Annotated in this window: 26 protein-coding genes and 1 riboswitch; of the genes, 12 read left to right on the top strand and 14 right to left on the bottom strand. The window is 59.5% G+C overall.

Annotated features, from left to right (window positions below; genetic code table 11):
• Nucleotides 1-6 precede the first annotated feature (6 nt).
• From ACA075_RS25510 to ACA075_RS25495, 4 genes are all read right to left on the bottom strand, one after another.
• Nucleotides 7-948: a MerR family transcriptional regulator gene (locus ACA075_RS25510; RefSeq protein ID WP_497296094.1), complete on the bottom strand. Its 942-nt coding sequence runs from the start codon at nt 946-948 to the stop codon at nt 7-9.
• A complete protein-coding gene (locus ACA075_RS25505) occupies nt 948-1,910 on the bottom strand; it encodes a YbgA family protein (protein ID WP_497296093.1) in 963 nt (320 codons plus the stop codon). The genes ACA075_RS25510 and ACA075_RS25505 overlap by 1 nt, the downstream gene beginning before the upstream one ends.
• Nucleotides 1,911-2,137: 227 nt before the next feature.
• The gene (locus ACA075_RS25500) at nt 2,138-2,353 is read right to left on the bottom strand and encodes a TIGR02450 family Trp-rich protein (protein WP_094470682.1); all 216 of its coding nucleotides are present in this window, start codon (nt 2,351-2,353) and stop codon (nt 2,138-2,140) included.
• Nucleotides 2,350-3,336: an NAD(P)/FAD-dependent oxidoreductase gene (locus ACA075_RS25495; protein ID WP_497296092.1), complete on the bottom strand. Its 987-nt coding sequence runs from the start codon at nt 3,334-3,336 to the stop codon at nt 2,350-2,352. Before ACA075_RS25495 ends, ACA075_RS25500 begins: the two co-directional genes overlap by 4 nt.
• A 196-nt stretch (nt 3,337-3,532) precedes the next feature.
• On the opposite strand from ACA075_RS25495, the gene ACA075_RS25490 reads away from it, so the two are divergent.
• Nucleotides 3,533-4,435 (top strand): TIGR01777 family oxidoreductase, encoded by a 903-nt coding sequence (locus ACA075_RS25490; protein WP_497296091.1) that lies wholly within the window; start codon nt 3,533-3,535, stop codon nt 4,433-4,435.
• A gap of 13 nt (nt 4,436-4,448) precedes the next feature.
• Nucleotides 4,449-5,474 (top strand): ferrochelatase, encoded by a 1,026-nt coding sequence (gene hemH, locus ACA075_RS25485; protein WP_497296090.1) that lies wholly within the window; start codon nt 4,449-4,451, stop codon nt 5,472-5,474.
• A 137-nt stretch (nt 5,475-5,611) separates the two neighbouring features.
• Here the strand turns inward: hemH and ACA075_RS25480 are convergent, their stop codons facing one another.
• Nucleotides 5,612-6,886, bottom strand: coding sequence for a uracil-xanthine permease family protein (locus ACA075_RS25480; RefSeq protein WP_131059474.1), 1,275 nt, complete (start codon nt 6,884-6,886; stop codon nt 5,612-5,614).
• A gap of 2 nt (nt 6,887-6,888) precedes the next feature.
• On the bottom strand, nt 6,889-7,527 hold the full coding sequence (gene upp / locus ACA075_RS25475) for a uracil phosphoribosyltransferase (RefSeq protein ID WP_219094370.1): 639 nt from the start codon (nt 7,525-7,527) through the stop codon (nt 6,889-6,891).
• A 175-nt stretch (nt 7,528-7,702) separates the two neighbouring features.
• Between upp and ACA075_RS25470 the strand changes: the two genes are divergently transcribed.
• Both ACA075_RS25470 and ACA075_RS25465 read left to right on the top strand, forming a co-directional pair.
• Nucleotides 7,703-8,260, top strand: a complete 558-nt coding sequence (locus ACA075_RS25470) for a hypoxanthine-guanine phosphoribosyltransferase (protein WP_219094372.1) — start codon at nt 7,703-7,705, stop codon at nt 8,258-8,260.
• Nucleotides 8,261-8,263: 3 nt separating this feature from the next.
• Complete coding sequence (locus ACA075_RS25465) at nt 8,264-8,737, top strand: WbuC family cupin fold metalloprotein (RefSeq protein WP_497296089.1); 474 nt, start codon at nt 8,264-8,266, stop codon at nt 8,735-8,737.
• A 9-nt stretch (nt 8,738-8,746) separates the two neighbouring features.
• On the opposite strand, the gene dauA is transcribed toward ACA075_RS25465, so the two are convergent.
• Nucleotides 8,747-10,468, bottom strand: coding sequence for a C4-dicarboxylic acid transporter DauA (dauA, locus tag ACA075_RS25460; RefSeq protein WP_497296088.1), 1,722 nt, complete (start codon nt 10,466-10,468; stop codon nt 8,747-8,749).
• Between the two features lie 151 nt (nt 10,469-10,619).
• Between dauA and ACA075_RS25455 the strand changes: the two genes are divergently transcribed.
• Nucleotides 10,620-11,105 (top strand): hypothetical protein, encoded by a 486-nt coding sequence (locus tag ACA075_RS25455; protein ID WP_497296087.1) that lies wholly within the window; start codon nt 10,620-10,622, stop codon nt 11,103-11,105.
• 63 nt (nt 11,106-11,168) lie between these two features.
• Nucleotides 11,169-11,456, top strand: coding sequence for a PA4642 family protein (locus ACA075_RS25450; protein ID WP_497296086.1), 288 nt, complete (start codon nt 11,169-11,171; stop codon nt 11,454-11,456).
• 67 nt (nt 11,457-11,523) lie between these two features.
• Here the strand turns inward: ACA075_RS25450 and mqo are convergent, their stop codons facing one another.
• A complete protein-coding gene (gene mqo / locus ACA075_RS25445) occupies nt 11,524-13,032 on the bottom strand; it encodes a malate dehydrogenase (quinone) (protein ID WP_497296085.1) in 1,509 nt (502 codons plus the stop codon).
• A 736-nt stretch (nt 13,033-13,768) separates the two neighbouring features.
• Nucleotides 13,769-14,002: a hypothetical protein gene (locus ACA075_RS25440; RefSeq protein ID WP_497296084.1), complete on the bottom strand. Its 234-nt coding sequence runs from the start codon at nt 14,000-14,002 to the stop codon at nt 13,769-13,771.
• Nucleotides 14,003-14,207: 205 nt separating this feature from the next.
• On the opposite strand from ACA075_RS25440, the gene ACA075_RS25435 reads away from it, so the two are divergent.
• A complete protein-coding gene (locus ACA075_RS25435; RefSeq protein ID WP_033061281.1) occupies nt 14,208-14,792 on the top strand; it encodes a YajG family lipoprotein in 585 nt (194 codons plus the stop codon).
• Nucleotides 14,793-14,971: 179 nt separating this feature from the next.
• On the opposite strand, the gene ACA075_RS25430 is transcribed toward ACA075_RS25435, so the two are convergent.
• Nucleotides 14,972-15,178 carry a hypothetical protein gene (locus ACA075_RS25430; protein WP_010458215.1) on the bottom strand — a complete coding sequence of 69 codons (207 nt, stop codon included), beginning with the start codon at nt 15,176-15,178 and terminating at the stop codon, nt 14,972-14,974.
• A gap of 192 nt (nt 15,179-15,370) precedes the next feature.
• On the opposite strand from ACA075_RS25430, the gene ACA075_RS25425 reads away from it, so the two are divergent.
• Nucleotides 15,371-15,649, top strand: a complete 279-nt coding sequence (locus ACA075_RS25425) for a hypothetical protein (protein WP_094470696.1) — start codon at nt 15,371-15,373, stop codon at nt 15,647-15,649.
• Between the two features lie 174 nt (nt 15,650-15,823).
• On the opposite strand, the gene ACA075_RS25420 is transcribed toward ACA075_RS25425, so the two are convergent.
• Nucleotides 15,824-16,990, bottom strand: coding sequence for a 1-acyl-sn-glycerol-3-phosphate acyltransferase (locus ACA075_RS25420; protein WP_497296083.1), 1,167 nt, complete (start codon nt 16,988-16,990; stop codon nt 15,824-15,826).
• A gap of 139 nt (nt 16,991-17,129) precedes the next feature.
• On the opposite strand from ACA075_RS25420, the gene ACA075_RS25415 reads away from it, so the two are divergent.
• From ACA075_RS25415 to ACA075_RS25405, 3 genes are read left to right on the top strand one after another with little or no spacing between them, the layout of a single operon-like run.
• Complete coding sequence (locus ACA075_RS25415) at nt 17,130-17,312, top strand: CPXCG motif-containing cysteine-rich protein (RefSeq protein ID WP_497296082.1); 183 nt, start codon at nt 17,130-17,132, stop codon at nt 17,310-17,312.
• A gap of 9 nt (nt 17,313-17,321) precedes the next feature.
• Nucleotides 17,322-17,582, top strand: coding sequence for a putative signal transducing protein (locus ACA075_RS25410; protein WP_010458208.1), 261 nt, complete (start codon nt 17,322-17,324; stop codon nt 17,580-17,582).
• A gap of 35 nt (nt 17,583-17,617) precedes the next feature.
• Nucleotides 17,618-18,241, top strand: a complete 624-nt coding sequence (locus ACA075_RS25405; RefSeq protein WP_497296081.1) for an SOS response-associated peptidase — start codon at nt 17,618-17,620, stop codon at nt 18,239-18,241.
• A gap of 126 nt (nt 18,242-18,367) precedes the next feature.
• On the opposite strand, the gene ACA075_RS25400 is transcribed toward ACA075_RS25405, so the two are convergent.
• Nucleotides 18,368-20,509 (bottom strand): methyl-accepting chemotaxis protein, encoded by a 2,142-nt coding sequence (locus ACA075_RS25400; protein ID WP_497296080.1) that lies wholly within the window; start codon nt 20,507-20,509, stop codon nt 18,368-18,370.
• 272 nt (nt 20,510-20,781) lie between these two features.
• Between ACA075_RS25400 and ACA075_RS25395 the strand changes: the two genes are divergently transcribed.
• Nucleotides 20,782-21,600 carry a M48 family metallopeptidase gene (locus tag ACA075_RS25395; RefSeq protein ID WP_497296079.1) on the top strand — a complete coding sequence of 273 codons (819 nt, stop codon included), beginning with the start codon at nt 20,782-20,784 and terminating at the stop codon, nt 21,598-21,600.
• A gap of 42 nt (nt 21,601-21,642) precedes the next feature.
• Here ACA075_RS25395 and ACA075_RS25390 read toward each other — a convergent pair whose 3' ends face one another.
• Both ACA075_RS25390 and ACA075_RS25385 read right to left on the bottom strand, forming a co-directional pair.
• Nucleotides 21,643-22,131 (bottom strand): hypothetical protein, encoded by a 489-nt coding sequence (locus ACA075_RS25390; RefSeq protein WP_497296078.1) that lies wholly within the window; start codon nt 22,129-22,131, stop codon nt 21,643-21,645.
• 146 nt (nt 22,132-22,277) lie between these two features.
• Nucleotides 22,278-22,862: a TMEM165/GDT1 family protein gene (locus ACA075_RS25385; RefSeq protein WP_497299333.1), complete on the bottom strand. Its 585-nt coding sequence runs from the start codon at nt 22,860-22,862 to the stop codon at nt 22,278-22,280.
• Nucleotides 22,863-22,953: 91 nt separating this feature from the next.
• A riboswitch (yybP-ykoY riboswitch) is annotated at nt 22,954-23,078 on the bottom strand.
• Nucleotides 23,079-23,092: the final 14 nt, after the last annotated feature.

The raw sequence follows: 23,092 nt of genomic DNA, 5'->3' as shown, positions 1-23,092 counted from the left end.
TGTCCATTAAATAAGCCCACGCTTGACCAGTTCCTGCTGAGCCGAGAGCGGGTCTTCAGCCAGGAACAAATCAACACTCTCGGACGTTTTTGCGGACAGCTCGGCGTGGTGAATGCATACCGTTGGCCCGGCAATTATTTTTGGGCAACTGACGCCATTCAAAAGTTTCGGCAGCTGCGAAAGATTCATCGCTTTGCTGGAATACAGCAGTACGCCGCGGGCTTGCAGGTGATCGACCGCCAGCGCGAGTTCGCCCGCCGGCAGCGGCCAGTCGAACACTTCCACCGGGCAATCGGCGCTGCTGATCAACCACGCGGTCAGCCACAGGCACGGTTCCAGTGGCAGGTCTGAATGGTTGATCAACAACAATGGCGCGGAGCGTAACTGACGGTTGTTATGGTAGATGCGTGCGCCGAATTTGCTGCGCAGCCAGGAAAAGAAAAACACCCGTTCCATCTGCGCGCCGAACTGGCCCTGCCAGCGTTGTTCCAGTTCCGCCAGCAACGGCATCAGCAGTTGTTCGCACAAGGTGCGCGGTGGATACAGCGCCATGGCTTGATTGACGGTGTCATCCAGCGTGCGTTCATTGAGTTGGGTCACCGCTTGGAGCAGCGTTTGGCCCAGCACTTGCCAATCGTTTTCGACTGTTTCGGTAAAGGCCTGTGGCGTGTCGAGCAGTTGCTTGACCTGACTGACGGCCACGCCGCGATTGAGCCAGGTAAGGATGGTCAAAATCCGTTGCACATGTTCGGCAGAGAACAGGCGATGCCCCTTGGGCGTGCGCTGGGGCACGATCAGCCCGTAGCGTCGTTCCCAGGCACGCAGGGTCACGGCGTTCACGCCGGTCTGGCGCGCCACTTCGCGAATCGGCAGCCAGCCTTCGTCCAGGGCTTTCTTGAAGTCGGCGCCGAGGTCTTCGCTGGCACTGGTGTCGATTGGGCTTTTCATTAGATTGCGTTTCGCAGGCTGAGGTTTTCCGGGTGCGGCTGAAGGTAAACCTGCTGCGCGATATACGGATCCGGGTGTTGGCGGAAATAGTGTTTGAGCAGCGTCAGAGGCACCACCAGCGGCACGATGCCGTGTCGGTACTGGCCGATGACGTGCTGCATTTCCTGCTTGTCTTCAGGGCTGATGACTTGCTTGAGATAACCGCTGATGTGCTGCAGGACGTTGGTGTGGGTGCGGCGCGTGGCGCATTTTTTCAATGCCGCCATCAGCTCGCTGAAATAACGCGGGCCGAGTTCCGCAGGATCGGTCTGGCCCATGTTGCCCAGCAGGTTGCCCAGGGTTTTGTATTGCACCGGGTTATGGGCCATCAGCAGGTATTTGTAGCGCGAGTGAAAGTCCGTGAGGCCGCGTCGTGTCACCCCCTCTCGCAATAATTGCTGCCAGGCGCTGTAGGCGAACACGCGGGTGAGGAAGTTTTCGCGCAACACCGGGTCGTTGAGACGGCCATCCTCTTCTACCGGCAAGTCGGGGTGCAGGGCGCAGAAGGCCTGGGCGAAGATGCCGCGCCCACCTCCGTCCACCGGCGACCCGTTGGCCTGGTAGACCTTGACCCGCTCGAGCCCGCAGGAAGGGGATTTCTGCATGAAGATGTAGCCGCAGATATCGTCCAGCTCCGCAGCCATTTTCTGACCGTACTCGGCGAGCGGCGCGGTGACGTTGGTCTCGCGGTTGACGGTGCCGACCGCTTCGGGATGTTCGGGGTCGCCGATCAGGCGGATCGGTTCGCGAGGAATGCCCAGGCCAATGGCGACTTCCGGGCACACCGGTACGAACTCGAAATAGTCGGTGAGGGTTCGGCTGCACAGGCGCGATTCCTTGTGCCCGCCGTTAAAACGCACTTCCGCGCCCATCAAGCAGGCGCTGATGGCGATTTTCGGTAGAGTCGCTGGCTGTACATGCATCGGAACACCTCGAATCCAGACCTGTACAGAGTGGTAGCTCTGTACAACTTTATCTTCATCATAGATTCAAAGGTGTACAAGTCAAATTGTTTGTATAGGTTTTCGAGAGGAATGCATTCCCTTGTGGGAGCGAGCCTGCTCGCGATAGCGGTGGATCAGGCGATCCATGGGGGGCTGACACACCGCATTCGCGAGCAGGCTCGCTCCCACTGGATCTCCCACAGGATCTATTTCCAGCCGAGTATCCAGCCGTCGCTATCTTTCAGCGACTGCCATGGGAGACGCTCACTGCGTTGGGTCAGCACCGCCTGCAACTCGACGTCCAGCACCGTGCCTTCTTCATCCCGGAACAGCTCGGTCACCAGAAAATGTTTTTCGCGGTTTTGCGGGTGGGCTGCTGTCCATTTCGACAGCAGCAATTTACTCGGATTGATTCTATTCACTGTAAGTGCTCATGCAACCGTCGTGCTGCTTCCTGGCCACTGAGCCAGGCGCCTTCGACACGCCCGGACAAGCACCAGTCGCCACACACATACAAGCCCAGATCGGCATCGGCCAGAGCGCCCCATTCGTGACTGCTGGCGGGGCGCGCGTAGAGCCAGCGGTGGGCGAGGCTGAAAGTCGGGGCGGGCATGGCGCTGTGCAACAGCTCGGCAAACGCACCGTGCAGTTGTTCGATCACCGCCTCTTTGGGCAGGTCGATATGTTGCCGGCTCCAGGCGCTGGTTGCATGCAGCACCCACGTGTCCAGGGTGTTGTCGCGCCCGGGTTTGCTGCGGTTGCGCGCCAGCCAGTCGAGCGGGCTGTCCTGCACGAAGCAACCTTCCATGGGGGTATCCAGCGGCGTATCGAATGCCAGCGCCACCGCCCAGGTCGGCTCCATTTTCACCCCGGCGGCGGCCCCGGCGAGTTTCGGCGCGGAGGCCAGCAATGCCGTGGCTTGAGGCGCCGGCGTAGCGATCACCACGTGACTGAACGGACCATGGGTGAAGCCCTCGGCGTCTTGCAGGTGCCAGTGTTCTTCACCGCGATACACCTCGGTGATCCGGCAAGCGAAATGCACTTCCAGGTCGCCGAGCAGGCCGCGAGTGATAGCGCTCATGCGCGGTGTTCCGACCCAGCGTGTCTGTTCGTCCGGCGACAGGTTGAGCTGGCCGCCTTGGAAGGTGTAGAGCTGCGGCGTCCACTCGGCGACCCAGCCGTTGGATTGCCAACGCTGGACCTCGGTGACGAAGCGACGGTCGCGGGCAGTGAAATACTGCGCGCCCATGTCCAGAGCACCCGCATCGCTGCGCTTGCTCGACATGCGTCCGCCACTGCCGCGACTTTTATCGAAAAGTTGAACGATGTGCCCGACTTCTGTCAGGGCCTGGGCGGCTGAGAGCCCGGCGATGCCGGTGCCGATGATTGCGATAGGTACAGTCATAGGGGCCTCGTTTACCTTTCTGTACAGACTACGCCGTGGTTTAAACCTGTACAATATTGTTTTTTGGTATAACTTTTAGCGTTCTCGATCTGACAGCTTGGCCTATTGTTAAACACAGACACTGCCCGATATCAAAGATCCCTGCTTATAAAAATAGACTAGTGATCAGGGTAAAACGCCACGCGAGGAAGAAGTCATGCACATATTGCTGACCGGCGGTACTGGTTTGATAGGACGTCAACTCTGCCGACACTGGTTGAGCCAGGGACATCGCCTGACTGTCTTGAGCCGCACACCGGAAAAAGTCGCGAAAATCTGCGGTGCCCAGGGTCGCGGCATCGCGTTGCTCGAAGACCTCGGGCAAGAACCGGTTGACGCGATTATCAATCTGGCGGGCGCACCCATTGCCGACCGGCCGTGGACCACCAGACGCAAAGCCTTGCTCTGGAGCAGTCGCATCACCCTGACCGAAACCTTGCTGGCCTGGCTCGAAAGCCGTGAGCAGAAACCGCAGGTGTTGATCTCGGGGTCCGCCATTGGCTGGTATGGCGACAGTGGCGAACGGGAGCTGACTGAATCGTCTCCTCCATCCATTGATGATTTCGCCAGTCAGTTGTGCATTGCCTGGGAAGAAACCGCCCAGCGTGCCGAGGCCATGGGTATTCGGGTGATTCTGATTCGAACCGGTTTGGTGCTGTCTGCCGACGGCGGCTTTTTGTCGCGGCTGTTGCTGCCATTCAAACTGGGGCTGGGCGGGCCGTTGGGCAGTGGTCGGCAGTGGATGCCCTGGATTCATATCAACGATCAAATCGCCCTGATTGATTTTCTTCTGCATCGCAATGACGCGAGCGGTCCATATAATGCCTGCGCGCCTAAACCGGTGCGCAACAGCGAGTTCGCCAAGACATTGGGCGGCGTGCTGCACCGCCCGGCGTTCATGCCGATGCCGGCCCTGGCCTTGAAAGTGTGCCTGGGCGAGTTGTCACTCTTGTTGCTGGGCGGCCAGAAGGCCGTACCGGCGCGCTTGCTGGAAGCAGGTTTCACTTTCCAGTTCACCGATTTGCGCGCGGCCCTGGACGACCTGTCCAGCCGCCTTTGAAATAGGACGTTGCATGACCGATCACGCATTGCTTCTGGTCAACCTGGGTTCACCTGCCTCCACGTCGGTGGCGGATGTGCGCAGTTACCTCAATCAATTTCTGATGGATCCCTACGTGATCGACCTGCCATGGCCGGTGCGACGCTTGTTGGTGTCGCTGATCCTGATCAAGCGTCCGGAGCAGTCCGCCCACGCCTACGCGTCGATCTGGTGGGAGGAGGGCTCGCCGCTGGTGGTGCTCAGCCGTCGCCTGCAGCAGGCCATGACTGCCCATTGGAGCCACGGGCCGGTAGAGCTGGCGATGCGTTACGGCGAGCCGTCGATTGAGACGAAACTGGTCCAGCTGGCGGCCCAGGGCCACAAAAACATCACCCTCGCGCCGCTTTATCCGCAGTTCGCCGACAGCACCGTGACCACCGTGATCGAAGAAGCCAAGCGGGTGCTGCGCGAGAAGAACCTCGATGTGCAGCTCTCGATTCTCCAGCCGTTCTACGATCAACCGGAATACCTCGATGCCCTGGTGGCCAGTGCCAAGCCGCATTTGCAGCAGGATTACGATCACCTGTTGCTGAGCTTCCACGGTTTGCCGGAGCGGCACCTGACCAAGATCGACCCTACCGGTCACCATTGCTTCAAAGGCGATAATTGCTGCCAGAACGCTTCGCCAGAAGTATTGGCGACCTGCTATCGCGCGCAATGCCTGCGCACGGCGTCGGAGTTTGCCAAGCGCATGGGGCTGGCGGATGGCAAGTGGTCAGTGTCGTTCCAGTCGCGTCTGGGCCGGGCGAAATGGATCGAACCCTACACCGAGGCGCGCCTCGATGAATTGGCCGGGATGGGCGTGAAGAAGGTGCTAGTGATGTGCCCGGCGTTTGTTGCCGATTGCATCGAGACGCTTGAGGAAATCGGTGATCGTGGGAAGGAATTGTTCCGCGAGGCGGGGGGCGAGGAATTGGTGCTGGTGCCGTGCCTCAACGATGATCCGCAGTGGGCGCGGGCGTTGAGCGACTTGTGCGAACGAGCACCGATAGCCCTGTAAGAACACAACTGTGGCGAGGGAGCTTGCTCCCGCTGGGTCGCGAAGCGGCCCCAAAATTCTCGCAGTCGACGAAGATTTTGTGAGTGCTGCGCACTCAAGCGGGAGCGAGCTCCCTCGCCACAGGGACGCATCAACGTTTAGAGCAACGGCTCATCCGCCTTCTTGTGCTTCCAGCTGTCATTGCCCGGCAGCAGCAGATTCAGCCCGATCGCCACCACCGCGCACAGCGCGATGCCTTTGAGGCCGAAGTCGTCGGGGCCGGTGCCGGTGCCGACCAGCACACCGCCAATCCCGAACACCAGTGTCACCGACACAATCACCAGATTGCGCGCCTCACCCAGGTCGATCTTGTGACGAATCAGCGTGTTCATCCCCACCGCAGCGATCGAACCAAACAACAGGCACAGAATCCCGCCCATCACCGGCACCGGGATGCTTTGCAGGAGTGCGCCGAACTTGCCGACGAACGCCAGGCTGATGGCAAAGATCGCCGCCCAGGTCATGATTTTCGGGTTGTAGTTTTTGGTCAGCATCACCGCGCCCGTCACTTCGGCGTAGGTGGTGTTGGGTGGGCCGCCAAACAGTCCGGCTGCAGTGGTGGCAATGCCATCGCCGAGCAGGGTGCGGTGCAGGCCGGGCTTCTTCAGGTAATCGCGGCCGGTCACGCTGCCGACGGCAATGACCCCGCCGATATGCTCGATGGCCGGCGCCAGGGCTACCGGAACGATGAACAGAATCGCCTGCCAGTTGAACTCCGGCGCGGTGAAGTGCGGAATCGCAAACCACGGTGCCGCGGCAATCTTCGCGGTATCGACGACGCCAAAGTAGAACGCCATGGCAAAACCTACCAGCACGCCGGAAATGATCGGCACCAGGCGGAAAATGCCTTTACCGAACACTGCGACGATCAGGGTGGTGAGCAGCGCCGGCATCGAAATCAGCATGGCGGTCTGGTAATGAATCAGCTCGGTCCCGTCGCCAGCCTTGCCCATCGCCATGTTGGCGGCAATCGGCGCCATGGCCAGGCCGATGGAGATGATCACCGGACCAATCACCACCGGTGGCAGCAGGCGGTCGATGAAACCGGTGCCTTTGATCTTCACGGCCAGGCCGAGGAAGGTGTAGACGAAACCCGCCGCCATTACGCCGCCCATGGTCGCTGCGAGGCCGAACTGGCCCTTGGCGAGAATGATCGGGGTGATGAAGGCAAAGCTCGACGCCAGGAACACCGGCACCTGACGCCCGGTGACGATCTGGAACAGAATCGTCCCCAGGCCGGCGGTAAACAGCGCCACGTTCGGGTCGAGGCCGGTAATCAGCGGCATCAACACCAGGGCGCCGAAGGCCACGAACAGCATCTGTGCGCCAGACAGCACCGTGCGCCAGAGCGGATCGTTAAACTCTTGCTGCATGCTCAAGCGTCCTTCTGCTTGGTGCCGAAGATCTTGTCACCGGCATCGCCAAGGCCTGGGATGATGTAACCGTGTTCGTTGAGTCTTTCATCAATGGAGGCGGTGTAGATCATCACGTCGGGGTGCGCTTTGCCTACAGCGGCGATGCCTTCCGGCGCGGCAACAAGCACCATGGCGCGGATGTCGCGGCAACCGGCCTTTTTCAGCAGGTCGATGGTGGCGACCATGGAACTGCCGGTGGCGAGCATCGGGTCGATGATCATCGCCAGGCGTTCGTTGATTTCCGGAACCAGTTTTTCCAGGTAGGTGTGGGCCTGCAGGGTTTGTTCGTTGCGTGCCACGCCGACGGCGCTGACTTTGGCACCCGGGATCAGGCTCAGCACGCCTTCGAGCATGCCGATACCGGCGCGCAGGATCGGCACCACGGTGATTTTCTTGCCGGCGATTTTCTCCACCGACACGGTGCCGCACCAGCCTTCGATGTCGTAGGTTTCCAGCGGCAGGTCTTTGGTGGCTTCATAGGTCAGCAGGGCACCGACTTCCTGAGCGAGCTCACGGAAATTCTTCGTGCTAATGTCGGCGCGGCGCATGAGGCCGAGTTTATGACGGATCAGCGGATGGCGGATCTCGAGGATGGGCATGGGAAAGGCTCCGGCGGCGGGCAAAAAAACCGGCCTAGATTAATCTATCCGAGGGTGTTGTCCTATAGACATACAGTACGTTAGTCCACAAACGCTTGATCTGGCCTCGCTTGATGCGTACCTTTGCCCGCTTTTCCCGAACCGTCCCTCCCTTTACCATCCCCTGGAGAGCGCCATGTCCGCTGATCTCGAGCATATCCGTCAAATCATGCGAGAGGCTGACTGCCTGTACACCGAAGCTGAAGTCGAGGCGGCCATCGCCCGCGTCGGTGCACACATCAACGAACAGCTGGCTGACAGCAATCCGGTGGTGTTCTGTGTGATGAACGGCGGCCTGATTTTCGCCGGCAAGCTGCTCACCCATCTGCACTTCCCGCTGGAAGCGTCCTACCTGCATGCCACCCGTTATCGCAATGAAACCAGCGGCGGCGACCTGTTCTGGAAAGCCAAGCCGGAAGTTTCGTTCCTCGACCGCGACGTGCTGATCATCGACGACATCCTCGATGAAGGTCACACCTTGGGCGCGATCATCGATTACTGCAAACACGCCGGCGCGCGCAAAGTGCACACCGCCGTGCTGATCGACAAGGACCACGACCGCAAGGCTCGCCCGGACCTGAAAGCCGATTTCGTCGGCCTGCCGTGCATCGACCGTTACATCTTCGGTTACGGCATGGACTACAAAGGCTACTGGCGTAACGCCAACGGAATTTTTGCTGTTAAAGGAATGTAATCATTGGCCACGCCGAGCTTTCTTGATCAAACACTGTTCACTGAATTGGCCGAGAAGGCTGCGGCCAACCCGCGTGGACGCCAGCACCACAACTTTCATCAGATGGAAGACGCTTGCCATCGCATGGCGGTGGGGTTGCAGCCGTCCACATACATCCCGCCTCATCGGCATCTGGGGGACAACAAGGCTGAAACCTTGTTGGTCCTCAAAGGGCGGCTTGGCGTGTTGATCTTCGACGAGTCCGGCGTGGTGGTGAGCAAGCAAGTCCTGCAGGCCGGTGGCGACTGTGTGGGTGTCGACCTGCCAACTGGTGTGTTTCATGGTTTGGTGGTGCTGGAAGCCGACAGCCTGATGTTCGAGTGCAAGGCCGGCCCTTATCGCCCCGTCGGTGAAGGAGAGCTTGCTCACTGGGCGCCGCGCGAAGGCGAGCCTGGTGTGGCTGAATATCAGACGTGGATGCGTGCGCAGTTTGATTGAGCCGAGCGCTCAATTTTTCCCGGCCAGCCAGCGTTCGCTTTTGCGACGAGCCTGTTCCAGGTTGTTCACGTAGGCCAACTGACGCTGTTCCCGATGGATGCCCGCGCGCCTGAGCTTCAGGCGCACCCTTGGAGCGGTCGCCACCAGAATCAGGCCGATGCCGTCCGTGCGGTAATCCCTCAGGATATTGTCGAAGGCCGCCAGCGCCGTCATGTCCAGCATCGGCACGGCGCTCATCTCGACGATCACCACTTTGACCTCCGGGTCGAATTTGCGTAGCACCCCCAGGGCTTTTTCAGCAGCGCCGAAGAACAGCGGTCCGCGTATCGCATAGCAACGAACATGCTCCGGCATGTCCTGCAAGGCCTGATGGAAGGCGCGGGGCAGTTCGGCGGTGTCGGTGAGATCGCTCATGCGTTTGATAAATAACCCGGCGGCCAGCAACAGGCCGACGGCGACGGCCATCACCATGTCGAACAATACCGTCAGGCTCAGGCAGGTCAGCAAGACCAGCACATCGCTGCGAGGCGCGATGCGCAAGGTATGCAGCACGTGCCGGGCCTCGCTCATGTTCCACGCCACCATGATCAGCAATGCGGCCAGTGCAGCCATCGGCAAGTAGCTGAAAAGCGGTGCGAGGACGAGTATTGCCATCAGCACCACGGCGCTATGAATAATGGCGGCCAGTGGCGAAAAGGCGCCGCTGCGCACGTTGGTGGCACTTCGGGCAATGGCCGCCGTGGCGGTAATGCCGCCGAACAACGGTGCGATCAGGTTGCCCAGGCCCTGGCCCAGCAGTTCTGCGTTGGGATCGTGTTTGCTGCCGGTCATGCCATCCGCCACCACCGCACACAACAAGGATTCGATGGCGCCAAGCATGGCAATGGCGAACGCCGGCGCCAGTAACTGACGGATCAAATCGTAAGACAGGTGCAGCGGCTGGCCGTCGGGGCCGGGTAGATTCCAAGGCCAATCGAAGCTTGGCAGGAACGGCGGAATGCCGGGATGGCTGACGCCGTCGACCATATAGCTGAAACGCTCACCCAATGTCGCCACCGCCAGCCCGCCGTGCTCCAGCGCCAACCCCAGGAGCGCACCGATGGTCAGCGCCACCAGATGCCCCGGAATCCTCGGCACCCACCGTGGCCAGATAATCAGAACGGCCAGGCAGGTGAGGCCGATGATCCCGTCCCCTAGCCGGGCGCTGGGCAACGCCAGAATCAATACGCCCAGCTGTTCGATGTAGTGTTCTGCCTGGCCGGCGGTGTTCAGGCCCAGCAAATCCTTCAATTGCAGGGTGGCAATGACAATGCCGATCCCGGCGGTAAAGCCAAGGGTGACCGGGTACGGAATGTACTGAATCAACCGCCCGGCTCGAATCAGCCCCAGGGCAATGAGGATGACGCCGGCAAGCATGGTGCAAAGCAGCAGGCCGCCCAGGCCATATTGTTGGGTGATGGGCAGCAGAATGACCACGAACGCGGCGGTCGGCCCACTGACATTGAAACGCGAACCGCCTGTCAGGGCGATCAGGGGCGCAGCGATCAGTACCGTATACAAACCTTGCTGGGGCGGTACACCTACGGCAATCGCCAGGGCCATGGCCAGCGGGATGGCGATAATCCCTACCGTCACCCCGGCACTGATGTCGCCGCGTAAGCGCCTGAGGGTGTAGCCGGCGCGCCAGGTCTGACGCCAGGCCGCGAACAACGGGGGGACGGAGAACGTCATGAACACTCCCTAGAAGACGATGCACTGTTGAACGACGGCTGAAAGCTCGTCCAGCATCGCCAGCCTCGTACTGCGAAGTATTGACCCATATCGCCAATTCGCGCGGTTGATCCTCATGCTAGAGTGCTCGGCCTCGCCTTCGGAGCCCGTCATGAGCCTTTTGACCCGCAGCTGCGTCGCCCTGTTGCTGACCCTCAGCCTGCCTCTGGCGGCCGCCCCGGCGCCGATGCACGCGCAGTTCCTGCCGCCCGACGACCTGATCCTGCGTGACGCGGAGCCCGAGCAGCAACAGCTGTTGCAGGTCACCGAGTATTCGGTGGTGGTTGGTAGCCAGCGTCAGTCCAATCAACAGCCGATTCCGGTCACGTCCCCGGTGATGATCCGTCTCAAGGGCAAATCCTTGAACAAGGGCGCGACCATCAGCCAGGTGTTGGTCAATTTCGACGGCGAAAGCAAAAGCCTGAAAAAGCCGATCTACGACGAAAAAAGCAAAACACTGACGCTGTTTTACCCGATGGCGCAGTACCGGGTGGTGATCGACCTGTTGCGCAATGACACGGTGTATTGCCAGTTCCTCAGTTACGCCAACGGCCATGTCTGGGCCGATCTGCACACGGGCGCTGTTCGTCCGCGTTGAGCCTTGTACCCGGGCAGGGGTAAACTGCCCGCCCCGTGAAATGTCTGCGAGCTGGAGTCGGCAATGCGTAAAGATAAGAAGCAAGTGATTGGTGACGAGATCGGCGATGAGCAGATCAAGTTGTTTCTCGATTTCGAGCCGGTCGACGCCACTTCGCCGTCCCTGCACAAGCTGATCAAGGCCTACCGTGGCTTGCGCATCGATGACTTCGAGCGTTTTCTGACGTTCTTCGTCGCAGCCGGTCTGGACCTGGATGGCAAGGATGAGCACGGCAATGACTTCGTTGCCCTGATCAAGGATCAGCGCAATGCGCCGGATTACATCGAGCTGATCGAAAAGGCTCGAGGCTAAGACCTTTTCATCCGGCAAAAAAACGCCCCGCTCTCACTGAGAACGGGGCGTTTTTCATGCGGCCGAATCAAGCGTAGCTTTCGGTCTCGTTACTGGCTTCAACCAGTTCCAGGGCGACGTTGTTGTGCGCATTGATCTTGCGATACAGCGCAGCGTCGGTTTCCAGAACCTTTTCCCGGGCCGGGAAGATTTCCGCCAGTTTGGCAGCCCATTCGCCGGACGCTTTGTTCGGGAAGCATTTTTCGATCAGCTCAAGCATGATCGAAACAGTCACCGAAGCGCCTGGGGAGGCGCCGAGCAGGGCGGCAAGGGAACCGTCCTTGGCCGCGACCAGTTCGGTACCGAACTGCAGAACGCCGCCCTTTTTCGGGTCCTTCTTGATGATCTGCACCCGTTGGCCGGCCACTTCCAGGCGCCAGTCTTCGGCTTTCGCTTCAGGGTAGAAGCGACGCAGGGAGTCCAGACGCTGCTCCATCGACTGCATCACTTCGCTGACCAGGTACTTGGTCAGGTCCATGTTGTTTTTCGCCACGGCCAGCATCGGGCCAATGTTGCCGGCGCGAACCGACATCGGCAGGTCCATGAAGGAGCCATGCTTGAGGAACTTGGTGGTGAAACCGGCATAAGGTCCGAACAGCAGGGACTTCTTGCCATCGACCACGCGGGTGTCCAGGTGCGGCACCGACATCGGTGGCGAACCCACTGCGGCCTGGCTGTAGACCTTGGCCTGGTGATGCTTGACCACTTCCGGGTTGTCGCAACGCAGCCACTGGCCACTGATCGGGAAGCCGCCGAAGCCTTTGCTTTCTTCGATGCCCGACGCCTGCAACAGTGGCAGTGCCGCGCCGCCAGCGCCGAGGAAGACGAACTTGGCGTCGACTTCACGGGAGTTACCGCTGTTGACGTCCTTGATGCTGACGGTCCAGCCGCTGCCGTTACGCTTGAGGCCAGTTACGCGCTTGCAGTACTTGACCTGGGCATCGGGTGCGCTGGTCAGGTGCTTGAGCAGTTGATTGGTCAGGGCGCCGAAGTTGACGTCAGTGCCGTTCATCACACGGGTGGCCGCGACGACTTCGTCAGCTGGCCGGCCCGGCATCATCAACGGCATCCACTCGGCCATGGTGGCCTTGTCTTCGGTGTATTCCATGTCCGAGAAGGCGTGGTGCTTGCTCAGGGTCTTGAAGCGTTCCTTGAGGAAGGAAACGCCATCATTGCCCTGCACGAAGCTGAGGTGCGGCACCGGGCTGATGAACGTCTTGCACGAGCCGAACGTGCCCTTTTTGGTCAGATAGGACCAGAACTGCTTCGACACTTCAAACTGAGTGTTGATGTGCACGGCTTTCTTGATGTCGACGCTGCCGTCGGCCGCCTGCGGGGTGTAATTGAGCTCACACAGCCCGGCGTGGCCGGTACCGGCGTTGTTCCACGGATTCGAACTCTCCGCGGCACCGGAATCCATCAGCTCGACGACTTCCAGCTTGATCGCGGGGTCGAGTTCTTTGAGCAGTACGGCAAGGGTGGCACTCATGATGCCGGCCCCAACCAGTACTACGTCGACTGCTTCGTTATGCGCCATTTAACGCGTCTCCAAAATCTGCAGCACCAAATTGTCGGCATGGGTGCCAGGCGTTCCGGGGCGTGTCAGTGATGCCCCAGGTACCCATGGCAGTGTTGCCATGTCCGAATCTTCGCAATTTTTCGCAACTTCGACGGATGCATGCGCCGGGCCTAAAGAGTTATATGAACTCATCTCAGCGCGCGGCTGGCAATTCGACTTATGGTCGAGACATCCGTTTGTGCAACCAAATCCGTAGCGGACAGGCTTCAGGCTCCGGTGTTCGAGGAGTACTCGGTCCTGTGTCGTTGGGCTGTTTCAGACGCTAATGGTGCATGTTCAGACGCAAAACTATTCATTTGCTCGCCACACTCTTGTGAAGTTGTGAAAACCCGTTTTTTTCACGCTCTTTTGAAGACGTGAACCTCAAAAAAGGGCTGTCCCAGGCTGGCACTGTGCCCGGATGGATTGCCGTCATGGGGTACATGACAGGCAAAACGGGCAAACAGCTCAGTGACCGAGCGTAATGACAGCTCTGCAGATTCGCGAAAAGTGGGGTTTTTGCTCAAGGAACAGCAAGCGCGCCAGCTTCACTCGATCTGTGTGGGCGGCTCTCTGTGGGCGTGCGGGGTGCCAATACCGAAGCATTGACGATGCTGCGAGGCCCGATCAGGAGACGTCCTTATAATCGGGGGGAGATTGTATCTAAGAAACGCAGGGAAATGGACGTGTTTAATGACTTTTATTAGGCGTCTGGTCAGGTGGTCAACAGATGTTGCACCCGTGCACGTGGCGGGCGCTGGTTGACACGGGCGCTCGGGGGCAGCGGATGGTGCAGCCAGTTGAGGCGGATTTCTTCGATTTCGACCCAGTCATCGCCCATCGGCTGGAGGCTGCACTGCTTGAACGCCTGGCAGTGGCCGTTGCGGTCGAGCAGGGCAAAGCAGCGGTGCAACGGGCGTGGCGCGAACAGCGAGATGAGATAACGCATGACGAAGTACCTTGTGGGTGACCTGCTGAGAAGGTTGCCAACGAGCCGTGACGTGCAAGTGTAAGGGCGGTGACAGATGTGTGACAGGAACCGGTTTCCCAAGGGTTTGTCAGACATTTCAGTATTCACTGTGAGGTGCTAGTTACCCGCAGTGGCCCACCGCTATACTGCGGGCCTGTTTGTGCCTGATTCTGGAGAGAAGAGCATGTTGCAACGCCTGTTGTTCGGTTTGATCACTGTGACCAGTTTGACCCTCGTCGGCTGCGCCCACAGCCCGCAACAACTGAACCCTGAACCCAAGCTGACGACTCAGCTGGCGCCGGTCGGCCATGGTCAGCCGGTGGTGGTGCGCGTGGTGGACGGTCGTCCGTCGCCAACCCTGGGCACCCGTGGTGGCTTGTACCCCGAGACCAGCGCGATCACCGTACAGGGCGCGCAGATCCTGCCGAAGTTGCAGGCACAGGCCGAGGCGGCCGTGCGGTTGCTGGGTTTTACCCCGACCTCGAATGCGCTGAATGCTCCGCAGTTGACCGTGACCCTGGCCGAGTTGAAGTATCAGTCGCCTAAAGAAGGCATGTACGTGACCGAGGCGACTATCGGCGCAACCTTCCGCTCGGATGTGCAGAACGCCAACCGTCGCTACAGCGGCCGTTACGGCGCATCCCTGGACCAGCGTTTCGGCATGGCGCCGAACCAGGAAACCAACACCAAGCTGGTCAGTGATGTGTTGAGCGATGCGTTGACGCGTCTGTTCAAGGACCCGACGATTGGTCAGATTCTCGGCGAGTAACCTTCGCGAGATTCAAAAAAGCCCGGTGCCAGCAATGGTCCCGGGCTTTTTAATGCTTGCTGATTACCGATCACCTGTAGGCGCGAGGCTTGCCCGCGAACGCGGTGTGTCAGGCAACATCACTGTTGGAAGTTCCGCCGTCTTCGCGGGCGGACTCGCTCCCACAGGGGCTGGAGGGGTCAGGCCGCTTGGGAGTAGAAATCCAGCACGCTCACGCCCGTGAGCAAATCCGTCTCCGGCAAATCCGCATGTTGATGCCCACCCAACGCGCAATAAACCAGCCAGTGGCGGTCCTGAACGTTAAAGGCGAGGCTTCCTACGAGGTTTTGTTGTTCATCACTCTGGGCGATGAGGTAGAGGCGGTCCTGGTTTTCGGCGTGCAGCATGACGGTGTCCGTGTCGGTTTCGAGGGCCGCCAGACTGGCGTATTCAGATGACGGAGCCGTGACACAGGGCAGCATTTGGTCAGATGGTTCGTTATTTGTCGGAAAGGCAGGGCAGGGGGGCAGGCTTTCGGTAGAATCCGCGCCGCAGTCGCCGGTTCGGCGTCTGCCACACCTGTTTTGCCGAGGTCCGTGATGTCGTTGCATTTGATTTCGCTGTTCACCCACCATCCCGCCAAGTTGATCAACCTGCTGGCCTTGCTGTTGGCCTTCCCGGGCGGCTGGTTGCTGCATGCCACGCGTCGCCGTGAACAACGCGCCATGGCCAGCCTGGTCGCCCAGCGTCAAAGCCGCCCGAACGAAGAACCCATCCTTGATTGGGCCACCTTGCGCATGAACCGGTTCTTCTACCGCTTCGGCTTCGCATGCCTGGGGCTGGCGTTGCTGGTGTCGTGGATCAGCACTCGCTTTTGAATCTATAGCGCAGCCCCCTATGGCGAGGGAGCTTGCTCCCGCTGGGCTGCGAAGCGGCCCCAAACATCTGTAATCACATTTTTTCAGGCATACCGCGGGTACCGACTTTACGACTGCTGCGCAGCCGAACGGGGACAAGTCCCCTCACCACAGGGGACCGTGTATGCAGCCCAATTACAGCGGCAATCCAGCCTTGACCCGGTACTGATTACGCACCGGCGTCGCATATTGCAGCACCAGGTACGGACGATGCTCCTCAGGGCAGGCTTCCAGTCGGCGTTGCCATTCCTCTTGGGCCTTGGCCAGTTCGTCGGCCGCAAACACTTCGGCAGCTTTTGGCACCTGCAATTGCGGGTCGGCGTCTTTCCACTGCGCGTAAGCCAGGTAATGCACCGGGAACAACCGGTAGCCGCCGAGAATCTGCCGGTCCATTTCGATCGCCAACTGCTTGGTGTCGTCGAACAGTTCGGTGATAGGCGCGGCGAAGTTCACGTGCACCCGGCCCTTGTAGCCGGTGATGCCCTTGGCGATGCTGACGTCGTCTTCGCCCGGGACTTTGGTGTAGCTGCCGGTGGTGGCGCGGATGAACAGTTCGCGAGCCTTGGCCTGGTCGCACGGGTCGTATTCATAGCTGATCGACACCGGGCTGACGTTGAGCGAGCGGATGACTTCGCCGAACGGCTCGTCCTTGCGGCTCATGTGGAACATCTTCAGGATCGCCGACTCGGTGCGGTCGTCGCCGTCCTTGGCCCGGCCTTCGGCCTGGGCGATCCAGATGGAGGCGCAATCGTTGCGGATCGAGTGGTTAATGTAGGCCGACAGCAGCTGATACGCCGCCATCTTCTCGCGACGCCCGGTGATCGAACGGTGCACGATGAAGCTCTTGTTCAGGCGCATCAGGTCACTGACAAAGGGCTTTTGCAGCAGGTTGTCGCCGATCGCGATGCGCGGTGTCGGCAGGCCGGCGTGGTACACGGCGTAGTTGACGAAGGCCGGGTCCATCACGATGTCGCGGTGGTTGGCGATGAACAGGTAGGCGCTGCCGGACTTGAACTGCTCGACGCCGGTGTACGTCACACCGTCCGTGGCTCGTTCGATGGTGTGGTCGACGTACATCTCGACTTTATCCTGCAACGTCGCCACCGAGGTGACGCCGGCGAACTCACGGCGCAGCCGATGAGCTATAAGAGGTTTGAGCGCCCAGCCAAAGGCACCGGCAAAACGCGGGAAGCGGAAGTGGATGAGGATATCTAGAAACGCCTTGTCGCCGAGCAGTCGGTCCAGCACCGCCGGGACTTCGCTGTCATTGTAAGGTCGGATGGCATCGAATTCGCCCATCATGCTCTCTTGTTAGAAACGGCTAGGGTAAGTAAAGGTTTTGATCGAAAACCAACGGGGCACGGTCTGAAAAAGTAGCCAGACAAAAATAGCCCTGCAAATAGACCGGCGATTATACGCACAAGTCACTTGGGAGACCGCGATGCTGGAACCTGCGTTGTATGAATGTCCGTATTGTGGTGAAGAGGTCGAGACGACGGTGGACCTGTCCGGTGGCGATCAGACCTATATCGAGGACTGTCAGGTGTGCTGTCGGCCGATAACGTTTGTGTTGCAGGTGGAAGGAGAGGAATGGCATCTCGAAGTGTTCAGCGAAAACGAGTAAGGGGCATCTATGCAGCGAATCTACGAGCCGGAAAACCTGATGGAAGGTGAGTTGCTGCAAGGCATGCTGGCCAGCGAGGGCATCGAGGCGCATCTGGTGGGCCGCGATTTAATCGGCGGGACCGGTGAACTGCCGATCTATGGCCTGCTGGGCTTGTCGGTGGATAACGACCAAGCCGAATACGCCCGCGAGCTGATCACCGCGTACAATGCCGCGCTGCCACTGCCCGGTGATGAACCGGACAGTTTTCCCGGCACGCTGGTCTGTTAGGCTGGCGTTCGTTTTATTGAGAGTCGTGTTGCCCCATGTGTGGACGTTATGCCCTGTTTCGCTGGAACCCCGCCTTCGCGGCCCTGCCTGGCTTCCCCGCCGATCAGCAGGCCCAGTGGAATATTTCCCCCAACGATTCGGTGCTGATGCTGCGTGCCGGCGCAGACGCTCAGCGTGAGTTGGCGCGGGCGCGTTGGGGTTTGACGCCGCCATGGCTGACCGATCTTTCCCGCACCCCGGCCCATGCCCGGGCTGAAACCGTCGCTGAACAACCGATGTTTCGCCAGGCCTTGCGCGAACGCCGTTGCCTGCTGCCAGGCAACGGTTTTTACGAATGGCGTGGCACGACCCGCAAGCGCCCGTATTGGCTGACGCCGGGGGAGGGTTCGACCTTGTTTTTTGCGGCAATCTGGGAAGCGTATCCAGTGCAGGAGCAGGTGTGGCTGAGCACGGCGGTGATCACACAACCGGCGGCGAGTCAGCGTCGGCCGTTGATTCTGGATGAGGCAGGGCAGGCGGCGTGGCTTAACCCGGAAACGCCTTTGCATGTCTTGCAGGGATTGTTGGCCAGTGAACCCGCGTCGTTGCGCGAGCGAGTGTTGGCGAATCTGGTGAATGATCCGAAGCTGAATGGGCCGGAGTGTCTGACTCCCGGCTGATGGGGTGTCTCTGCCGGCCCCATCGCTAGCAGGCTAGCTCCCACATTGGATCTGTGCTGTACACAAATTGTGTGTTCACTGAAGATCAACTGTGGGAGCTAGCCTGCTAGCGATGGGGCCTTTGGATCAGACCTTGAACTGATTGATCAACCGCCGCTGCTGTTCCGCCAATTTGGTCAAATCCGCACTCGCCGCACTCGACTCATCCGCGCCGCCCGCCACTTCATTGGCCACTTGCCCGATGTTGATCACGTTACGGTTGATGTCATCCGCCACCGCGCTTTGCTCTTCGGCCGCGCTGGCAATCTGGGTGTTCATGTCATTGATCACCGACACCGCCTGAGTAATGGTTTTCAGCGCTTCAGCCGCTTTCGCCGCATGTTGCACGCTTTCGTCTGTACGGTTCTGGCTGTCCTCCATCACCCGTACCACATCGCGGGTGCCTTGTTGCAGCTGTTGGATCATGGTCTGGATTTCTTCCGTGGCCTTCTGGGTTTTCTGCGCCAGGTTGCGCACTTCATCGGCCACCACCGCAAAACCGCGTCCCTGTTCGCCCGCGCGGGCCGCTTCAATGGCTGCGTTCAAGGCCAGCAGATTGGTTTGTTCGGCGATCCCGCGAATGGCGGTCAGGATCGCGTTGATGTTTTCGCTGTCCTTGGCCAGGGTCTGGACCACGCCCACCGCCTTGCCGATTTCAATTGCCAGCACGCCAATCGAATTCGACGTATCCCGAACTATTTGCATGCCTTGGGCCGCTGCCTGATCCGCATGGCTGGCGGCTTGCGCGGCCTGGGTCGCGTTGCGTGCCACGTCTTGAGCGGTGGCGGTCATTTCATGCACCGCCGTCGCCACTTGATCGATCTCGGCCATCTGCTTTTGCACACCGATGTTGGTGCGGATGGCAATGTCAGCGGTGTGTTCCGACGAATCGCTGACGCTCTGCACCGAGGTCACGACCTGGGTGATCATCGCCTGTAGCTTGGCCAGGAAAGTATTGAAGCCTTTGGCAATCGAGCCCAGTTCGTCGGCGCGGTCGCTGGTCAGGCGACGCGTCAGGTCGCCTTCACCTTTGGCGATATCGTCGAGCATCGCCACCATTTGCTTGAGCGGCCGTGCGATGCCATGGCCCACCAGCCAGATCACCAACAGACCGATACCGGCGATCAACAAACCGACCATGGCCATGCCGAAGGTGTCGGATTTGCGTTGAGCGTCCAGGTCGCCTTGCAGTTTTTGCAGGTCGGCCATCACGGCGTTCAGCGGCAGTTGCAGCATCAAGGTCCAGCGTGCATCGGTCTGGCCGATGCCGAACGGCAGGTACAACTCGATCCGACCCTGGGCCTTGTCGACGGTGTAGGTCACTTCGCCGCGCTTGAGGTTGGCCATGTTGGCGATCTGCTTGCTGTCGAGAATGTCGCTGACCTTCTCGCCGAATTTGCTCGGGTCCTTGGTGTAGGCAACGATCCGGCCATTACCACCGATCAGCGCCATTTCCCCTGCGCCGCTGTACAGTTTCTGATTCGCGCCCAGCAACATTTCCTGGATGAAGTTCACCGACAGGTCGGCGCCGACGATGCCCTGGAAGGCGCCGTTGAGCATGATCGGTTCAATAAACGAGGCGAGCATGACGATCTTGTCGCCGACCTTGTAGGGCGCCGGATCGATCACGCAGGATTTTTTTGTTTCCTTGGAGCACAGGTAGTACTCGCTGGCGCGCACGCCCGTGGACAGGGTTTTCTGGTCGTCGACGTCCACCAGTTTGTCCAGGCCCAGGGTGCCGTCCTCGTTGCGGAACCACCACGGCAGGAAGCGCCCGTTGCTGGCGTCGATGCCGACCACCTTGGTGTCGACGTAGGCCGCATCGTTGTGATCGAGCGCATTTTTTTCCCAACCTATATAGGTGCCGAGAATTTTCGGGTTCTTGGCCACGTTTTCCTTGATCAGGCTGATCAACTGTTCCCGGCTCAGGCTCAAGGTCGGCTGGCCATCGGCCCCCGGCGTACCGATCAGCGCGTTGACCCGCACCAGGCCGCCGGCGATCAGCAGCGGCGCTTCGAGTTCGCGCTGGATCTGGCTGACCTGGGTTTGCGCCAGAGAGGTCAGGCGCTGCTCGATGACTTGCTCGAATTGCGCCTGGGTCCGCTCCTGGACCATGTCTTGCGTCCGTGCGCCGGAAAACAGTGCGTACAGCACCAGCGCGGCGACTACGCTAAGAACGATGGCGCCGGCGAGGGCGGCCACGGAAAACTGGATCGACTTGAATTTCATGGGTGCTCCGCACGCAAGAGGACGTCTGCGGTGGTGTATCGGCAGGGAGCTGGAGGGCCATGAGCGGGGCGGGGCGAAATGGCTGTTTTGAAGTGTTTGATGTCGCAAATGGATCAATGCGGGCCGTTATCGGCTGTGGCGGGCGCCGTTATGTGAAATTTTTCCTACAGCAATGAGAGCTTTGTCTGAAATGTGCGTCTACACGTCTATGTATCTGGCGTCGACACAATTCACCACCTAGGCTACTCGGCATGTTTTCAGGGAATTTTTTGATGAACAAGACATTGGTTGTGTGTGCGCTGAGCGCAGGTTTGCTGCTTGCCGGCTGTCAGTCGGTCAATACCACCAGCGGTGGCGCCGTGGGCGTTGAGCGTAAGCAGTACATGTTCAGCATGTTGTCCACTGACGAAGTCAACCAGATGTACGCCCAGTCTTATCAAAAGACGGTCGGCGAGGCGAGCACCAAGGGCGTGCTGGACAAGACCAGTAACGACGCCAAACGCGTCCAGCTGATTGCCGATCGGCTGATTGCCCAGGCGCCCGTTTTCCGCCCGGATTCAGCCCAGTGGAAATGGGAAGTCAACCTGATCAAGAGCGACGAGCTCAACGCCAACTGCGGGCCTGGCGGCAAGATCATTTTCTACACGGGGCTGATCGACAAGCTGCAACTCACCGACGATGAAATCGCCGCGATCATGGGCCATGAAATCGCCCACGCCCTGCGCGAGCATGGTCGTGAAGCGATGTCCAAGGCGTACGGTGTCGAGATGGCCAAGCAGGGCGCTGGCGCGTTGCTCGGTCTGGGGCAGGACAGTCTGGCCCTGGCGGACACCGTGGCGAAATACGGCATGACCTTGCCCAACAGTCGTGGCAATGAAAACGAGGCGGACTTGATTGGCCTGGAGTTGGCGGCCCGCGCCGGTTACAACCCGAATGCGGCGATTACGTTGTGGAACAAGATGAGCAAAGCCTCGGAAGGCGCGCCACCGGAGTTCTTGAGCACTCACCCGGCTTCGTCCAGCCGGATTGCTTCGTTGCAGGCGGCGATTCCGAAGGTGATGCCGTTGTACGAGAAAGCGCCGAAATCCTGATGAAGAAAGGCGCTCTTGTTGGACAGGAGCGCCTTTATTTACTTATTTGTCTGACTTCGTGAAGTGATCCTTCATCCGGGCATTCACGTCACGCATTAAATAATCAATGAATATGTAATTGCCGCTCGGGTTGTAATCATATTTTTCCCCGAATACGGCAAAGAATTCGCACTCAAACTCGAAATACTTCGAGTTCTTCTTTTCGAAGGTAATCCTGAATGGATTCCCTGCACCATCCGAAATGGTGAAGTGAGACGCCACGCCTTTTGGAGGAAAAGTCCAGTAATAGCTTTCTGACGAATCACTGCCGTACTCGTTGGAGGTGGACATGTAGCCTCCGTCGTTCTGAAAAAGTAATTCAGCTCTCTCAATGGACTCCAATTCTTTCAGACCATTTTCAGTTCGGCCACTTAAGCGAATACGCACGCGTTTTTGATCAGTTGGATCCACTGTGGCCGTATAGACACATGCGTCGCTGTAGGGCGTGTAGGGAATAATTACACCTTCGAGTTCAGGCTTTAGGGTGTTCATGGCTACGATCCTTGTGTTCGGAGTGAGATCAGGGAGCCATGAATATAAGTCTCGTGTTTGATTGCCAATAGCTGTCAACTCTGACAGCTATTGGCGATGGACTTTTGATAGCGGGCATCTATAAGTTAGAGCCGGGAGCTATCAGATCAAACCCACCCACTGCTCTGCATCGCCTTGTACACCGCCACAATCGCCAGGATCAGGAACGCCGACGCCGCCAGGCGACGGATCAGGGTGAGTGGCAATTTGTCCGCGGCAAAGTTACCCGCCAACACCACCGGCACGTTGGCAATCAGCATCCCCGCGGTGGTGCCGATGATCACCAGCCACAAATCCGGGTATTGCGCGGCGAGCATCACCGTGGCGACCTGGGTTTTGTCGCCCATTTCCGCCAGGAAAAACGCAATCAGCGTGGTCAGGAACGGCCCGAACTTGCGGGCGGTGCTGGCTTCATCGTCGTCCATCTTGTCCGGCACCAGGGTCCACAGCGCGGTCGCGGCGAAGCTCGCTGCCAGGATCCAGTGCAACACCGCATTCGAGAAGAAACTGCCGAACCAGGCACCTACCGCGCCGGCTGCCGCGTGGTTGGCCAGGGTTGCAGCGACGATGCCGGCGATGATCGGCCAGGGTTTGCGAAAGCGAGCAGCGAGAATAAGCGCGAGCAGTTGCGTCTTGTCGCCGATTTCGGCCAAGGCAACGATTGCGGTAGGAACGAGCAGAGAGTCCAACATCATCAGGGTTTTCCTAAGGGGCGGGTCGACACGGCTATGACACGTACAGCCTTCCCGCCCCGGGTAAGGTGTTCGTGTCATAGGTCTTGTCAAACCCTGCGATCCGTCTGATGCGGACGCTTGGGTCGCATACGCCATGGTCTGTTGACCAAGTATGTTGACGTATGCCGGACGAGCATGGCGCTCGTGGGAGACTACTCCCCTAGGACGGAGCGGATTCTGCCTAGGCG

The organism is Pseudomonas sp. LBUM1663 (assembly GCF_059695905.1).
Note: the sequence above shows the minus strand (reverse complement) of the source record. Positions and strands in the feature narration are given on the sequence as shown.